This is a genomic window from Solitalea agri (assembly GCF_023914155.1).
Taxonomy (GTDB): Bacteria; Bacteroidota; Bacteroidia; order Sphingobacteriales; family Sphingobacteriaceae; genus Solitalea; species Solitalea agri.
On the sequence record NZ_JAMWYS010000009.1, the window covers coordinates 1 to 16,539 of the forward strand.

The 16,539-nt window shown below is 36.9% G+C and carries 12 protein-coding genes; 2 read left to right on the forward strand and 10 right to left on the reverse strand.

The genetic code is table 11. The features are described from left to right. Positions 1-336: 336 nt before the first annotated feature. The 7 genes from NF867_RS02455 to pheT form a co-directional block, all read right to left on the reverse strand. Positions 337-1,701 (reverse strand): hypothetical protein, encoded by a 1,365-nt coding sequence (locus NF867_RS02455; protein WP_252585956.1) that lies wholly within the window; start codon positions 1,699-1,701, stop codon positions 337-339. Between the two features lie 190 nt (positions 1,702-1,891). After that, a complete protein-coding gene (locus NF867_RS02460; protein WP_252585957.1) occupies positions 1,892-4,702 on the reverse strand; it encodes a TonB-dependent receptor in 2,811 nt (936 codons plus the stop codon). Positions 4,703-5,047: 345 nt separating this feature from the next. After that, complete coding sequence (locus NF867_RS02465) at positions 5,048-5,542, reverse strand: Mpo1 family 2-hydroxy fatty acid dioxygenase (protein WP_252585958.1); 495 nt, start codon at positions 5,540-5,542, stop codon at positions 5,048-5,050. Between the two features lie 137 nt (positions 5,543-5,679). After that, a complete protein-coding gene (gene rny / locus NF867_RS02470; RefSeq protein ID WP_252585959.1) occupies positions 5,680-7,233 on the reverse strand; it encodes a ribonuclease Y in 1,554 nt (517 codons plus the stop codon). A gap of 128 nt (positions 7,234-7,361) precedes the next feature. Beyond that, entirely contained in the window at positions 7,362-7,655 is a 294-nt protein-coding gene (locus tag NF867_RS02475; protein ID WP_252585960.1) for a cell division protein ZapA, read from the reverse strand. Between the two features lie 20 nt (positions 7,656-7,675). After that, positions 7,676-7,966, reverse strand: a complete 291-nt coding sequence (locus tag NF867_RS02480) for a hypothetical protein (RefSeq protein WP_252585962.1) — start codon at positions 7,964-7,966, stop codon at positions 7,676-7,678. Positions 7,967-8,057: 91 nt separating this feature from the next. Then, positions 8,058-10,469, reverse strand: a complete 2,412-nt coding sequence (gene pheT, locus NF867_RS02485) for a phenylalanine--tRNA ligase subunit beta (protein ID WP_252585964.1) — start codon at positions 10,467-10,469, stop codon at positions 8,058-8,060. Between the two features lie 271 nt (positions 10,470-10,740). On the opposite strand from pheT, the gene NF867_RS02490 reads away from it, so the two are divergent. Continuing rightward, positions 10,741-13,200: a TonB-dependent receptor gene (locus tag NF867_RS02490; RefSeq protein ID WP_252585966.1), complete on the forward strand. Its 2,460-nt coding sequence runs from the start codon at positions 10,741-10,743 to the stop codon at positions 13,198-13,200. A 66-nt stretch (positions 13,201-13,266) separates the two neighbouring features. Then, positions 13,267-14,487, forward strand: coding sequence for a PepSY-associated TM helix domain-containing protein (locus tag NF867_RS02495; protein WP_252585967.1), 1,221 nt, complete (start codon positions 13,267-13,269; stop codon positions 14,485-14,487). Positions 14,488-14,526: 39 nt separating this feature from the next. Here NF867_RS02495 and radC read toward each other — a convergent pair whose 3' ends face one another. The 3 genes from radC to NF867_RS02510 all read right to left on the reverse strand — a co-directional run bounded on the left by radC (position 14,527) and on the right by NF867_RS02510 (position 16,460). Then, positions 14,527-15,228, reverse strand: a complete 702-nt coding sequence (gene radC, locus NF867_RS02500; RefSeq protein WP_252585968.1) for a RadC family protein — start codon at positions 15,226-15,228, stop codon at positions 14,527-14,529. An 86-nt stretch (positions 15,229-15,314) separates the two neighbouring features. Then, positions 15,315-15,617 carry a hypothetical protein gene (locus NF867_RS02505; protein WP_252585969.1) on the reverse strand — a complete coding sequence of 101 codons (303 nt, stop codon included), beginning with the start codon at positions 15,615-15,617 and terminating at the stop codon, positions 15,315-15,317. Between the two features lie 138 nt (positions 15,618-15,755). Further along, positions 15,756-16,460: an SDR family NAD(P)-dependent oxidoreductase gene (locus tag NF867_RS02510; protein WP_252585970.1), complete on the reverse strand. Its 705-nt coding sequence runs from the start codon at positions 16,458-16,460 to the stop codon at positions 15,756-15,758. Positions 16,461-16,539: the final 79 nt, after the last annotated feature.

Sequence of the window (16,539 nt, forward strand, 5' to 3'; positions counted from 1 at the left end):
AGAGGGCTTTCTGGCCCTCTTTTTCTTTCAACAAATCCTGCTTTAACTTGTTGATAACCCCTGAAAATAGAGAGAGGCCGTCCCTTTTGAGACAGCCTCTTTCTTGTTTATATCCATATTTCTTTCTTAAAAAGCTTGATAGTAAAAAACGTTATTTTTAAAATTAGACCGATATTCTTCTAAGTAAGTTAATAACAAAGAATCATCCTTTACAACAAAGTAGATAAATTCTGTTTTTCATAATCAATTACAAAAGCTTGTAAAATAACAAAAGTGAGAAATCATATGACTCTCACTTTTGCGATTAATATTAAATCTTACTCTTTCGAGTATCTATTAATAAGTAGTTGCTTGTGGGTTAAAGTTAGCCCAACCAGAAGTCCAGTTAGTAGTATCAAAAGCACCTTTGTAATTTACCTGCGTAAAGAAACTGTCTAAACCTGTAAAGCTAGCACCTGTTTTAGCAACAGAGGCTGATTTTAGCAAGAAGTTAGGAGCAGTTTGGTTAAATGCATCTTCAATACCTGCGTCTGCGGCTGCAGTAAGAGCAGTATTACCTAAAAGAGCCAATGCTGAAGCTAATGCTGCATCATCAACGTAAGTTGCAGCAGTTGTGCTTTTTACCCCGTAAGGCTTAGCAATACCAAATACCAGGTTATTTTTGAATTCAGATGAACCATCTTTTAATGAAGCTGCAGTATTATCACTTTCAATTATAACACCAGTAGTTGCAAAACCGGTAATAACCGAGTTACGAACAACTAATTTAGAGCTTCTTCTCCAGTGGTTACCAGCTGCGTGGTGAGTATTTGCAGTAGAGTTAGCACCAATTAAAGTCATGTTTGAAATTACAGGACGGGTAAGTGGAGCATTGGTAGTACCGTTAGCATCATTATCAGATTCGATACCGTTTGATGCACCGGTGCCAGCGTTATCGGCATATGCGGGGTCTTGTTGAGCAACGATAAATTGAAGTTTTCCTGAGAAACCATTATCAAAATCGAAGTTATCATCAGTAGCGTGAACTGAAACTAAATATTTAGCATTTACAGTTCCACCAAAAAACTCGAAACTATCATCACCTGAAAATGAAACCTGGATGTGTTCTAATGTGGTACCAGAACCTACACCACCGCAAGTTAATCCATTAATCTCGTTTCCAGGCTGGAACGCAATCCCAGGATATTCGATACGAACATATTTTAATGAACCTGAATTGTCGGCAGCATCTGAACCTCCGTATTTACCATCTCCAGTCACATTATCAACACCACCTTCAATAATACCTTCTCCACCAGTAATATTGATAGGAGCTTTACCTAATAAAATAATTCCTCCCCAATCACCAGGAGCACGTTGTCCGGCAGGTTGAGAAGATGTAAATACAATTGGATCTGATTCAGTACCATTAGCAACTAATTTACCACCGCGAGTTACGATGATTGTTGCTTTAGAATCTTTATCACCTTTAATAACTGACCCTGGCTCGAAAGTAACGGTTGCGCCATTCTTAATATATACAAAGCCTTTCAAAACATATGATCCACGTTTATAAGTAATGCTCTGAGTAATTTCGCCAGTAATTTCCTGATTAACGATAGGTGGTTCAGGAGTAGGATCGTCATTACTACTACTACATGAAGCAAAACCTAATGCTCCAATACCTAATGTTAAAATCGCTAATAAATGTTTCTTTTTCATTTTGCTTCTTTGAATTTGATACAAACATAGAGTCAAGCTGTTACCTAAATGTTAAGCATTGATTATATGTAAAGCATCCTTTCGTTAACAATTTGTTAAGCAATAACACCTCTTATTCTTTTGGTTAATAAAAAAAGGGCCGAATACTTCGGCCCCAATTACAATCAAAAAATAGTGGTAAAAGTGATTGTTATTTAAAGGTATATGAAAAGGCCAAGGAGAAACTTCTGCCAAAAACTGAGGACCCAATAACATTGTCCGACTTATCAAATGACTTACTTTTATTAACATCTTGATAGAATGAGGCTTTCTGATTCAATAAATCCGAAGCTGTTAGTTTTAATTCAGCATTACTCTTAAATAGTTTTTTGCTAACCTGAAAATCAACTACATCGCGAGTATTCTCATAAACATCTTCATACTCACCCGGAACACCCACTTCGTTAATCCGTCTGCCTATTCGATTATACATCAAGCTCATATTTAATGAATTTTCCATTCCACTAAATTGCAAGCCGGCATTGATCAGATACGGTGATTGACCCTGAAGCGGACGACTTCCTATTATATTACGTTTCGAATCGAGTACATCAACTTTGGAATCAATTAAAGAAGCATTAGCAAATACGATAAAATTATGGGCCCAAGCCGCTTTCGAAATGAAAGTAAGATCTTTACGAATTTCGGCTTCTATACCGTAGTTAACTGCTTTATCAACATTTTGAAAGCTGCGTGCACGGTTCACCCCACTTAATCCTGGCACAACCACCTGCTCTATAGGATTTGCAAACCCTTTATAGAATCCTGAAATGGATAATACTTGTCCTGCAGATGGATACCACTCGTACTTCACATCAACGTTATTGATATTACTTGAAGTAAGATTCGGATTACCATAAATAGTGGTAGATATTGAGAAATCATAAAAAGAGAAAGGCGATACTTCTCTGAACTCTGGACGAGAAACTGTTCTTGAATAAGCTAAACGTGCGTTTGATTTATCATTTACCTTATAAGTCAAATTTGCCGATGGCAATAAATCAAACTTAGATAAATCATATTGTTGAGCATGCAGATTATCAATAGTACGGGTTTTTAAGCTTTGATTATAAGCTTCTGTGCGTAATCCCCATACCAATCTTACCTTTTTTGAAAGATTATTGTCGAACATAAGGTACCCTGCATTTAAATTAGCATCAGCAGCATATTTATAGGTTCCATTAATAAGTTCGCCTAATTGAAATCCTCCCGGACGAATATTGGCATCATCAAAAATTTGATCCTGTGGTAAAGAAAGCAGATTGTACTCAAATCCGTTGGAAGTTATATAACCAAGTACTCTTGAAGAAAAATCACGTTGCTTATAATAGCCCATGTAACCGAACTTCAGCAAACTTTTATTCTTAAGGAATGTAAAAGGAACGGATATATAGCCGTTTGCACCATAAACATCATCTTTTAAATCAGAATAAAACTTCCCTCCATAGTTTGGAGATGGAGAACCTCCTACACTGGCAGTATATGGTACCGAAGGATCATCAACATCCTCTAAAGGCTTAGAGTATAGCATTCGGCGCAGGTCAGGCTCCGACCGACGAGCATTGGTATAGTTTAGGTTCCAATCTAATTTAATATTACTCGCACCTACTAAATGCTCGCCTTCAAGTTGAGAAGACCAAAATCCCTTTTGTGACGTATATTCAGTATTTCCAAGAACTGAAGAAGGAGTACCATCATAATTTGCACCTGTTCGATCAGTATGTGCGTTATCAAGATTTCTGTTGTAGAAATTCTTTAAAGAAATTTTATTGTCCTTATAAGTATAAGCAAGGTTAAAAATACCACCTAAAGCTGATGAGTATTTAAATTGGTCATCGTTATAATTGTAAACCTGACCAATATTATCATAATCACCGCGTCCGGTAGTTGTTAAATTTTCCTGATAACGATACGACAAAGAAAACACTGAACCCAGAATAGAGTTATTCTTAAACTTCTTGTTATTACCCAAAGTAAATTGCAAACCTGTAGAAGGAATACCATTTCCTTGGTTAAGCACCCCCCAATCATTCTGAAGGTCGCGACCAAATTGATAGCGCTGTTCATTGCTATAGCTTGAATTTACTTGCGAAGGAATTGTTGAAGGCAGCTCTCTGGTTCCATCTTCAATAGTTAACCAATCAAACTTACCCTTCTTACTTCCTTTAAAAGGTTTAAAGGTTGATTGAGAATTAAACCCAGTTCCTAAGTTAATGGTAATGAAGTTTTCATCCGGAATGTCCTTGGTGGTAATTTGAACAATACCGCCAGCAAAATCACCAGGCATATCAGGAGAAGCCGTTTTATTGATCATTACATTTTCAACCAAATTTGAAGGAATTGCATCAAATGAGAAAGCTTTTCTATCAGGCTCTGTACTTAACATTAACGAATTATTAAGGGTTGTAACGTTATAACGATCATTTAAACCACGAACAATAACAAACTTATTATCCTGAACGCTTGTTCCACTTACTCGTTTTAAAACATCACTGGTACTTTTATCAGGAGTCTTTTTTATAATCTCAGCCGAAATACCATCTGAAATGCTGATGTTATTCTTCTGTAATGAATAAAGCGCGTTTACAGTTTCTTTTTTATATGATGAAGTTACCACTACCTCACCAAGTTCTGTAGCGGCATCATCCATCACCACGTTAAGCTCGGTTACTTTACCAGCTTTAACTTCAACTTCAGCAACTGTTTTTGTTTTATAACTGATGTATTTAAATTCCAGGGTATATGTGCCCGGAGCCAAACTTAACTCATAACGGCCATCAACATTCGTGGGTGCAACTTTCTGAGAACCTTTAACCACTACCGGTAAACCTGCAATAGGTTCGTTAAAGCTTTTATCACTAACCTTACCAATAATTTTACCGTTTTGCGCCCATGCACTAATTGCAGTGAGCATTATCAAAGTCATCGAAAGGAAAATCTTTGAAATGGAGAATTTTTTCACTTTTACCTAATTTTTGTTTGAGGCAAAAGTATATGGGGCACATTAAGCTGATGTTAACTATCAATTAACCTTGTTTTACTTATTGGTTACATCAATGTTAAGTGAAATCAAAAAACAACTACAAACAATTAACTGTCAGCATTTTAAATAATAATGAAAAATTATACAATTATTAACTCAAGTTTTATTTATTGTATTTAACAGTACATTTTAAGTTAACGTTCTAATAAAATGAGGTCAGTAACGCATAAAGCCACGCCAAGAAAGTATTAAACAAAAGGATAATCAGGTTTCAATAATTATTGAAACCTGATTATCCTTTTATATTCCTTGCGAGATTTATAACTAGTAAGCTATGCCCAATTTTTTAAATATGAAATGGAGCAACCAGATAGGGCCTATCAATAAAAACTTAACATCATCTAAAAACGAAGGCTTTTTACCTTCAATTTTATGACCGATAAATTGGAATATCCATGAAACTACAAAAATAGCTGCGCAAATAATGGCCAAGCCCGACAAACCAATTTGTTGCTCAATAAATACATATAAAGCCGAAAAAGCACCTATAATCACCACCATTACCAAGGCTAGTGGCTGCGACAAGCGCCAATAATAATACAATGAGAACGCTATCAAAAAACTTGCCCAGTTCAAAAACTTATAGTCCCATGGAACAGGTATACTCCATAATAAACCAATCAAACTAAACATAATTAATGGGACACAGATCCAGTGAATGAGTTTATTGGTTTTATTCTGATGACTTTCAGCATACTTATCGAAATACTGATCGACTAACTTTGGAGCGTTTGCAGTTGATTTTGAGGTTGCGGCCATCTTCTAAAATTGGTTGTTTTATTAATGATTGGTTAAACATTTATAGCATCCTAATTTAATATAATTCTGTAAATAACAATAAGGCCCGACAAATTGCCGGGCCTTATTGTTATAACTGATTAAACTAAGTCTTAATTCTATTTTGCGTATGCCACCGAACGGCTTTCGCGGATAACAGTAACTTTAATCTGACCCGGATAAGTCATTTCGGTTTGAATACGAGTTGACAAATCAAATGCTAGTGTTTCAGCCTGTTGATCTGAGATCTTATCACAATCAACAACTACACGTAGCTCACGTCCAGCCTGAATAGCGAACGTTTTTTCAACACCAGGATATGATAAAGCAAGGTTTTCAAGATCGTGAAGACGCTTAATATAGCTTTCAACTACTTCGCGACGAGCTCCCGGACGAGCACCTGAAATGGCATCACAAACCTGAATAATTGGTGAGATAATGCTGGTCATCTCCACTTCGTCGTGGTGAGCTCCAATAGCATTACAAACATCAGGATGTTCTTTAAATTTCTCAGCCAGTTGCATACCTAATAATGCGTGAGGGATCTCCGGATTATCTTCTGGTACTTTACCAATATCATGTAAAAGTCCGGCACGTTTAGCCAACTTAACATTTAGACCTAGTTCAGCAGCCATGGTAGCGCAAAGATTTGCCACCTCACGTGAGTGCTGTAACAAATTCTGACCGTAAGATGAACGGTAGCGCATACGACCCACCATACGAATCAATTCCGGGTGAAGGCCATGAATTCCTAAATCAATAACAGTACGTTCGCCGATTTCCACAATCTCGTCTTCCAATTGCTTTTTAGTTTTGGCAACCACTTCTTCAATACGAGCCGGGTGAATACGACCATCGGTTACCAACCGGTGTAACGACAGGCGGGCAATTTCTCTGCGAACAGGGTCGAAACAAGAAAGGATAATTGCTTCGGGGGTATCGTCAACAATGATCTCAACGCCTGTAACAGCTTCCAAGGCACGAATATTACGGCCTTCGCGACCAATAATACGACCTTTTATCTCATCACTTTCAATATTAAAAATTGAAACAGTATTCTCAATTGCAGCCTCGGTAGCGGTACGTTGAATAGTTTGAACAACGATCTTTTTAGCTTCTTTGGTAGCAGTTAGTTTAGCGTCTTCAATTACATCTTTAATTGAAGCCATAGCCTGCGACTTTGCTTCATCCTTTAACTGCTCTACCAACTGTTCTTTAGCCTCAGCAGCTGTTAAACCAGCAACCTTCTCTAGTTGAGAAACATGATCATTCTTAAGCTCTTCAACCTCTTTTTTCTTGCCCTCAACAATCTCTAACTGCTTGGTCAAATTTTGCTTTACCGCTTCCAACTCCTGGTCTTTGCGATTAAGGTTTTCAATTTTCTGATTAAGCGATTGCTCTTTTTGTTTCAAAGAGTTATCTCTCTGTGCCGCAACCTGATTCTTCTGATTGATTTCCTTTTCATGTTCGGCTTTAAGCTGAAGGAACCTCTCTTTTGCCTCCAATAATCTATCCTTTTTAAGGATTTCAGCCTGCGCTTCTGCTTCTTTCAGGAATTGTTTAGCCTTATTTTTGGCCATCACTTCCTGGCTTTTGAATAGCCGACGTAACAAAAACCGGTCGATTCCGATACCTGCTACTAGCGCCAATACTGCATATAAAATAATATCCATTCTACTTTTAAAATAAAAAACCGCAACTAAAACTATATAAACACTTTACAGGAAATTACACCTGGCCAAACAAAAAGTGATTATATAAATTTAACTGCGGTTAAACCTATTTTTAGTCGCTCGAAAAATTACTGACTTGATAAAAACTGTGACAGCTGATGGTCTAATTCAGCTACTTTTTCAGAGATGCCATTATCCTCAATTAAGTTTTTACCATCGAACTTTAGTGCAGCTGTTGCATAATGCAACACACACATCGATAGTAAATCTTGCTTGTCACTAACCTCATAATTCTGCATCAGCATTTTTATGCGGTCATTGATTTCTTTAGCGGCCTTTCTCACAGTTTCCTCTTCCGAAGCGTTAATTCGCAACGGATAAACCCTATCGGCAATATTTATTTTAATGGAAATTTCTCCCATTTGAGCATTAAATCACGAGTTTATTTAGCCAAAAGTGCTATGCACCTGTCTATTTCTTTCGCAAATTCGTTAATTTTTTGTTGGATGTCAAGAGCCTTTTCGCTACCGCCTGATATAGAAGCAGCTAAACGGGCAACTTTTACCCTGTCTTCCAACTCCAAAATTTGAACTTTCCGGCCTTCTGATTCTACCTTAACCTGTTCCAGCTCTTCAATCAACAATGCATGTTGCTGCTGAAGTTTTGCATGCATCACCATTAGTTTCTGCATCTTTTGCTGGAGTTGTTCAAGTGTTTTTACCAGATCAGCCATTTATTTTTGGTTAATGGTTTGTAGTTAACTGCTAATTAACTCACACCCTAAATATATAAATGAGATTACTAATAACTAATAACCAACAAACTTATTTTCTAATTTCGGCACCTAGCTTTTCAAAACCGGTCACTAATTTTTGCATTACTGCATCAATTTGTTTATCAGTCAGGGTTTTCTCCTCATCCTGAATAACAAAGCTTAATGCATACGATTTTTTACCATTTGGCAATTTGTCGCCCTCGTATTTGTCAAAAATATTAACCTCTTTCAAAAGGTTCTTCTCGGTTTGAAACGCCAGTTCTTTTAACTGCGCAAAATTCAATGAGCTATCAAGCAACATTGATAAATCGCGACGAACGGCAGGGAACTTAGCCACTTCTTTATATTCAGCTTTATTATTTAACTGAACTTTAACCATGTACTCCCAATTGAAATCAGCAAAGTAAACAGGCTTATCAATATCCATTTTCTTCAAAATGGTTTTACTCACCTGGCCAAACTGCACAATAACATTCTTTCCTTTTTTGTAGGCCAAAGCTTCTGAAAATAAGTCATTCTTAACAACTTCAGATGATGCTACAGCAACCTTTAGCTTAGTTAAAATTGCATCTACAAAGCCTTTCAACTGGTAATAATCAGCGCTGTCTTTTAAGGCATTCCACTGCTCAATTTCTTTACGGCCGGTAATAAACAATGCTAATTTAGATTCTTCAGCAAAGTTACCTTCAACCTCTTTGTAAATTTTACCGAACTCATATAACTTCAAATCGGCGTTTTTACGATTTTGATTGTAGGCAATAGCCTCTAAGCCCGAAAACAATAAAGTTTGACGCATTACATCCAAATCACTGCTCAATGGATTTAACATCGCCACATTTTCATCAGGATTGATGGTGGTTGTTAAATGACTATAAGCTGATTTGGTTAATGAATTAGACATGATCTCATTAAAACCATTTGAAGTAAAGAAATCAGCAACTGCATGTTGCAATTTCTCACGATCAGGTTTTACAGCAAACGATAAGGAAGAATTCAATACCGTTGGAATTTCGATATTGTTATAACCGTAAATACGTAAAATCTCTTCGATTATATCCACCTCACGAGTAACGTCCACTTTGTTGGTTGGTACGCTTACTTTTAAACCATCTGCGTTTTCAGCAAGAATTTCGATTCCTAAAGCCACTAAAATCGACTTAATTTCATCAATAGAAAGTTGCTTACCTATTAAACGGTGAATGTTTTTATATGAAACTTCTATCTCTGCTTTTTGAATTTTAGTTGGATAGATATCGATCACATCCGAAGAAATTGAACCGCCAGCCACTTCTTTTATCAATTGTGCAGCACGTTTCAAGGCATAAACCGTTGCATCCGGATCTGTACCGCGTTCGAAACGGAAAGAAGAATCAGTCTTTAAACCATGTCTTTTCCCTGTTTTACGAACAGAAACCGCATTAAAGTAAGCAGATTCAAGGAAGATCGCTTTTGTACTTTCATTTACTCCCGAATGTAATCCACCGAAAACTCCGGCAATACACATTTCTTCTTCAGCATTACAGATCATCAGATCTTTTGAAGACAAGGTACGCTCAACACCATCAAGGGTAATGAATTTCTCTCCTTCAATTGCATCACGCACAATAACTTTATTGCCTTTTATCTCAGCAGCATCAAAAGCATGTAATGGTTGCCCCGTTTCATGCAATACATAATTGGTCACGTCAACTACGTTATTGATCGGACGAACACCAATTACACGAAGTTTATTTTGCAGCCAATCAGGTGAATCTTTAACTGTAATACCTGAAATAGTAACTCCTGAATATCGCGGACAAGCCTCGTGATCAATCACTTCTACCGAAATGCTTAACTCTTTATTATCAACTGCAAAGTTATCTACCGAAGGAAGTATCACTTTACTTTTTAAAACAGCAGCGATATCCTTAGCAACGCCAATATGAGAAGCGGCATCAACCCTATTCGGGGTCAAACCTATCTCAAAGCAATAATCATCTTCAATTTTAAAGTATTCTCTGGCCGGCATTCCAATTGGAGCATCTTCCGGAAGCACCATAATACCAGCATGAGATTCTCCCAAACCAATCTCATCTTCGGCACAAATCATTCCTTCAGAAACTTCTCCACGGATTTTAGCTTTCTTAATTTCGAAAGGCTCACCTGATGAAGGATGCACTGTACAACCAACAGTTGCTACCACTACCTTTTGGCCCGCTGCAACATTTGGAGCTCCGCAAACAATATCTAATTCGCGTTCACCTCCAACATTTACTTTGGTTACACTTAATTTATCGGCATTTGGATGCTTATCACGAAAAGTCACATGCCCAATTACCAATCCTTCCAATCCGCCCGGAATGGTTTGTATTTTCTCAAGGCTTTCAACTTCTAAACCTGTATTGGTAAGAATCTTTGAAATTTCCTCGGGACTTAATTCTGTATTTATGTATTGTTTTAACCAGCTATAAGAAATTTTCATTTGTTTCAGCGCTTTTAGGCGAAGCGCAAAAGTAGGAAAAAAAACGGTTTACGACGAAACAGTCGGCAATCTTCAGTATGCAGATGGCAGCAGGCAGTCAACGAGCGCCCTTGATTTTAAATTTATAATTGAGTAATGCATCGTTTACCCTTATCTATTCACCATTCTCATTCAATACTTCTATTTAGATTAATTACAAATAATTTTGCTGGATTAAATTTGATTTATACTTTTGCGCTTAATTTAGATTTAATACAAATAGTACTTCAATATGAACTCCAATATCTACAAATCAACCTCTCTAGCATATGCATTGAGCTTTATGCTGATATTATTTTTAGGCTTCAATGCGCAGGCACAAATCAAAAACGGTATTATTTCTGGAACAGTTAAAACCAGTGATGGAAATCCTGCTGCTTCTGTTAACATAAGTCTAAAAGAATTAAATAGAGGAACCTTTACCAACGAATCGGGTTTCTTTCAGTTAAAAAACATTAAAGAGGGTTCTTATACAATAATAGTAAGTTTTGTAGGCCTAAGTACACAAGAAAAAGCTATAACGGTAACTGCAGGTCAAACATCAACAGTTGAAGTAACCTTAACAGAAACTGCCGGTAAACTAGCCGAAGTAGTGGTAACCGGAGCAAAAGGAGTTAACAAAAAGCCTGTTACAATCGGTAAAATCGAAATAGCTCCTATGGATCTTCCTCAAGCAGTAGCAATTGTGGATAGCAAAGTTATTGAACAACAACAGGTAAATAAATTAAGTGACGCCATTAAAAATGTAAATGGTGTGACTTTAGGTACCACAAGAGGAACTACCTCTGAAACATTTATTGCGCGTGGCTATGCCCTTGGAGCTAATAATATTTTTAAAAATGGCGCCCGTTCTAACTCTTCTGTCATTCCTGAAGCAAGTACTCTTGAACAAGTTGAGGTGCTAAAAGGAAGTTCTGCTCTTTTGTTCGGAAACGTTACGTCAGGTGCAGTTATTAATATGGTTACCAAACAACCTAAGTTTAATTTTGGTGGTGAAGTTTCGATGCGTACTGCCAGCTATGATTTTTACAAACCTATAATTGACGTTTACGGACCAATTAGTAAGAAAGTAGCATTTAGAGCAATTTCTACGTATGAGCATTCAAAAAGTTATAGAAACTCAATTGAATCAGAACGTATCTATGTAAATCCATCTATTTTATACAAAATCACTAATAAAACTGATGTATTGGTTCAAGGAGATTATTTAAATGCAGATTTAACCCCTGACTTTGGAATTGGCACAATAAGTAATGGTGAAACAAGTAGTATTCCTACCACTATTGCTCGTAACAGTACATTTAACGCACCATGGGCGTACAACAAAGCAAAACAAACTACAGCCAATGCAACAGTAAATCATCAGTTTAATGATATTTGGAAATTAAACGGTCAGTTGTCGTATCAAAACTTTGACCGTAATTATTTCTCAACAGAACGCATTCAAGCAGATCGTAATGGAGACTGGGACAGAACCCTAACACGTACTAAAACGAATGAAAACTATTATACTTCACAGCTAAACTTAACAGCTGACACAAAAACGGGAAAGATTGAACATAAGTTATTAGTTGGTGCAGATGCTGAACGTTATAATAATATCACCTATACGTTCAAGAAATTTGTAGCAGCATACGACAAGATCAATCTTTTTGAGCCATCTAAATACACTTTACGTACCGATATGCCGGTTACCTCTGATTCATTAAGAACAGAAGTTCCGACTAACCGTTTTGGCATTTTTGTTCAGGACCTGGTTTCGATATCTGAAAAAGTTAAAGTGCTGGCAGGCTTAAGATGGTCGTATCAGAAAGTAATTACCGGTGATGTTTACAATTTAGCATCTGGAAATCAAACAAAAACTACCACTCCTGATAAGGTAGATAAAGCCTTTTCACCAAGATTTGGTGTTGTTTACCAGCCCTTAAAATCAACTTCAGTATTTGCAAGTTACTCGAATAACTTTGTGCCTAACTCAGGAGTGGATATCAATAATAACAACCTTGATCCATCAACTATTGACCAATATGAAATTGGTGTAAAGAATGATTTCTACAATGGTCGCTTATCTGTAAACGTTACTGTATATAGAATTGTTAACAGCAATTTAGCTCAAATGGCACAATTTAAAGCCGATGGAACTGCCAATTCAGATGCAAACGTTAAGGAACTTACAGGAGAGACCACCAGTAAAGGTGTTGAAGTTGATGTAACCGGAACAATTGCCAAAGGTTTAAATTTCATTGCAGGCTATAGTTATAATGATATGCGCTATACCAAAACCCTTGCAGAACAAAAAGTAGTAGGCAGCTTTTTTGAAGGTGACCGTTTAGTAAACATGCCTGCTCATACTGCTAACGGTACTATTTTCTATAGTTTTTCAAATTCGCTCTTAAATGGCTTGAGAGTTGGTTTCTCAAGTTTCTATACAGGAGAGCGTAATTCAGGATGGAATAACACCTATGGCTATGTGCCACCAAAATCGCCTAAAGATCAACCTAAAAACCGCTTATTTGCTGTCGATGGCTTCACCACCTTTGATCTGTCATTGGGTTACACCTACAAGAAATTATCAATCTTAGGAAAAGTATCAAACATTACCAATGAATTGAATTATATCGTTCACGAGAACTATAGTGTTAATCCAATAGCTCCTCGTCAGTTTACTACTACTTTGGCTTATAAATTCTAATCAGAATCAATAATAAAACTATACAACCGGGTCATTTTCCAGTGACCCGGTTTGCTTATAAATAACATGAAAGTATTTTTTCGAAATATCCACCTCTATTTAAGTCTCAGTGCCGGACTCATCATCTTTATTTCTTGTTTAACAGGAACCATTCTTGTTTTTGAAGAAGAACTGGAGCATTCGTTACATCATAACCGCTATTTTGTAACAGAAAGTGGTTCTCGTTTACCATTAGACCTGCTAGTAAAAAATGCTGTTCAAAGTACTCCAAAATCAAAACTAGCATCGGTTAAAGTGTATGAAGAGGAAGCTAGAACCATTGAGGTAAGTATATCGGTACCCGAAAAGAATAAAAAAGAGGAAGCAGGTAAATCTCAACCTAAGAAAGAAGAGCCAAAAGCAGAAAAAGGCACTAAATCAAAAGAGAAAAAACCTGAAAAGCGTAAACCTACTTTAACTGCTTATGTGAATCCATATACAGGCAACATAATTGAAGTTGTAAACCGTCGTGATTCATTTTTCTTTACTGTTGAATCTATTCACCGTTGGTTATTGGGAGGTAAAGACAGCATTGGAAACCTTTTAACAGGCATTTCTACCTTCATTTTCTTCTTCATTTTAATAACAGGTATCATTTTATGGTGGCCTAAAACGAAAAAGATTTTTTACCAACGCCTAAAAATTAAGTTTGATGGTAACTGGAAACGTTTAGTTCACGACTTACATATTGTAACCGGATTTTACCTTTCCCTCTTTCTGATCATTATTTCGTTAACAGGTCTTGTAATGGCTTTTAACTGGGTAAACAAAGGTATTTTCACCCTTACGGGCAGCAAGATGGAAAACCCGGAACCTCCAACTGTGGTTTATCAAAAAGATGCGAAGCACCTTTCTATTGATGAGGTATACAGTACCGTGCTCAAAGAAGTTAAATCAGCTGAATCATTTAACATTCGTATTCCAAAAGATTCTGTTAGCACTTTTAGCGTAAACGTTTTACCTGAAAACACTATTGAAACCGCCGGAGATAATTATTTTGTTAATCCTTACAATGCAGCAATTGTAGGAGTACAAAAATTCTCAGATAAAAATCAAGGACAAAAAATCAGGGCAATCGTGAAACCTTTGCATACAGGTGCTCTTTATGGTTTACCGACAAAGATCATCAGCTTTTTAATATGCTTGTTGACATTATCATTCCCGGTAACCGGGGTTATAATGTGGTTAAACCGATTAAAGATTGATAAAAAGAAAAGTTCGAAATCGTCGATAGTAGAAACAGCATAATAGAACGGAGCCTAATTACAGGCTCCGTTCTCTTTATAATCACAGTTTGCCTTCATCAGCAAAACTAAAATACCCGCCATTGGTAATAATCAAATGATCCATAACTGATATATCCAATACAGCACCTGCGCTTTTGAGTTTAGCGGTTAAGACCAAATCTTGCTGGCTTGGTTTAAGGTTACCTGAAGGATGGTTATGGACAAGCACTACATTTGATGCAGTATGCTCAAGAGCCAGTTTAAAAATAATCTTTGGATCGGCGATAGTGCCAGTAACGCCTCCCTTACTGATATTTTGAACAGAAAGTAAGCGATTAGATCGGCCTAAAAAAACAACCCAGAACTCTTCATGATTTAAATCAACGAGATAAGGTCGCATAAGTTGATAAGTATCTTTACTGCATACAATTCGTTGAATTTTACTTGCGTCCTCTTCTTTTCTTCTCCGGCCTAACTCTAAAGCCGCCAAAATGGATATCGCTTTCGCTTCGCCAATACCGTTAAAACGGGTAAGTTCTTTAATATTCAGTTTTGCCAAGGCATTTAAATCATTATTCAGTGCATTTAATATATGCTTGCTTAAATCAACGGCGCTTAATTTTGGTGTACCTGAACCTATTAAAATGGCTATCAATTCAGCATCGCTCAGGCTCTGTCGGCCCTTAAGCATCATTTTCTCACGCGGACGATCGTCTTCGGCCCATGCTGTAATGGGCATTTTTTTGTTATAAAGGTTTTCCATAGATGTATATTGTTCATTAAGATGGCAAAAAAAAGAAAAAGCAGAACTCAAAAGCTCTGCCTTAACTAAACTCAATAATTATCTAACTAATGTCTTCCTTTCCCGTCTAACCCCTTCAGCGATTTATATCTTTTTTCGTTATTTCTATACATCCACCATCCAGCAAACAATCCACAGAAAACATATACCGGCACTCCTACATAAACCCTAATCATAAGGTACTCATCCATGTCATCAATTCCTTTAATAAGATCGTACCCGATAACAATAAGAATGATGGGAATCACATACTGAAAAAGCCCAATTCTAATGGCAAATCGCCATTTATTTTCTTTCCTTTCTTTTTCCCATTTGCGCAAAAAAGCAAAGTCATTTTTGGGTTGAGGCATATAGAGAGTATTAAGAATTAGAGAGTTAAAAATTAGCAAACATTTTCAAAAATTGAAAGACAAAAAGTTTACCAAATAAAAAAACGCCTTTAAAGAGGCGCTCATCACATTATTTTTTTTCGGATTGAATCAGCTAACTTATGGAGTGGTAGTAGCTACCGGAATAATCTTCCCGTTAAAAAACTTATGACCTGTTATAGCAAAATCGGCAATGTACTTACCCATTTCAAAGGCTAAAACCGGGGCTTGATAACCAGGGAATGCTTTTTCCAGCATTTCGGTTTGTGCTGAGCCTAAGGCCAGGCAGTTCACCTTGATCTTTTGCTCTTTCAGTTCCTCAGCGAGGCATTCGGTGAGATTATGCAGGGCCGCTTTACTAGCTGAATACGACACCAGACCTGGAAACTTAACACTTCCCTGAAAACCTCCCATGCTGCCAATATTTAAAACATGGGCATTCTCTGAAAAATAAGGCAGTAACTGTTGAATCATCCGGATGTGCCCATACAAATTACTGTGCATCATGTGGTCGAAATCGGTGATGTTTAATTCAGCAAACGGTTTATTGATCAGTTCTCCAGCATTGTTTATTAGGATATCAACTTTACCAAAAATCTGCTTAACAAATGGCAACAAGCCTCCTTCATAGTCACCTGAAAAAATATCGAATGCAATGGCATATAGTTTAGAACCAGGGTTAAGCTGTTCATTTATTCCGGCCAACTTAGCCAGTCGCTCTTCAGTGCGGGCCAATGCAATTATGTTCACATTTGAATGTGCTGCCAGTTCAAGAGCGGCTTCAAAGCCTACTCCACTACTGGCTCCGGTTATGATAATGTTCATGTTTTAGTTAGTAAAAGGTCCATAGTTGATAGACCATGGACCATAATTTTCTTTGCAAAGATAACAGAACAAGACCAAT

Excerpts from the sequence above, each read along its gene's own strand:
- NF867_RS02510 (WP_252585970.1), bottom strand. The coding sequence starts at position 16,460 with ATGAACATTATCATAACCGGAGCCAGTAGTGGAGTAGGCTTTGAAGCC.
- radC (WP_252585968.1), bottom strand. The coding sequence starts at position 15,228 with ATGGAAAACCTTTATAACAAAAAAATGCCCATTACAGCATGGGCCGAA.
- NF867_RS02505 (WP_252585969.1), bottom strand. The coding sequence starts at position 15,617 with ATGCCTCAACCCAAAAATGACTTTGCTTTTTTGCGCAAATGGGAAAAA.
- NF867_RS02465 (WP_252585958.1), bottom strand. The coding sequence starts at position 5,542 with ATGGCCGCAACCTCAAAATCAACTGCAAACGCTCCAAAGTTAGTCGAT.
- rny (WP_252585959.1), bottom strand. The coding sequence starts at position 7,233 with ATGGATATTATTTTATATGCAGTATTGGCGCTAGTAGCAGGTATCGGA.
- NF867_RS02480 (WP_252585962.1), bottom strand. The coding sequence starts at position 7,966 with ATGGCTGATCTGGTAAAAACACTTGAACAACTCCAGCAAAAGATGCAG.
- NF867_RS02495 (WP_252585967.1), top strand. The coding sequence starts at position 13,267 with ATGAAAGTATTTTTTCGAAATATCCACCTCTATTTAAGTCTCAGTGCC.
- NF867_RS02475 (WP_252585960.1), bottom strand. The coding sequence starts at position 7,655 with ATGGGAGAAATTTCCATTAAAATAAATATTGCCGATAGGGTTTATCCG.
- pheT (WP_252585964.1), bottom strand. The coding sequence starts at position 10,469 with ATGAAAATTTCTTATAGCTGGTTAAAACAATACATAAATACAGAATTA.
- NF867_RS02490 (WP_252585966.1), top strand. The coding sequence starts at position 10,741 with ATGAACTCCAATATCTACAAATCAACCTCTCTAGCATATGCATTGAGC.
- NF867_RS02455 (WP_252585956.1), bottom strand. The coding sequence starts at position 1,701 with ATGAAAAAGAAACATTTATTAGCGATTTTAACATTAGGTATTGGAGCA.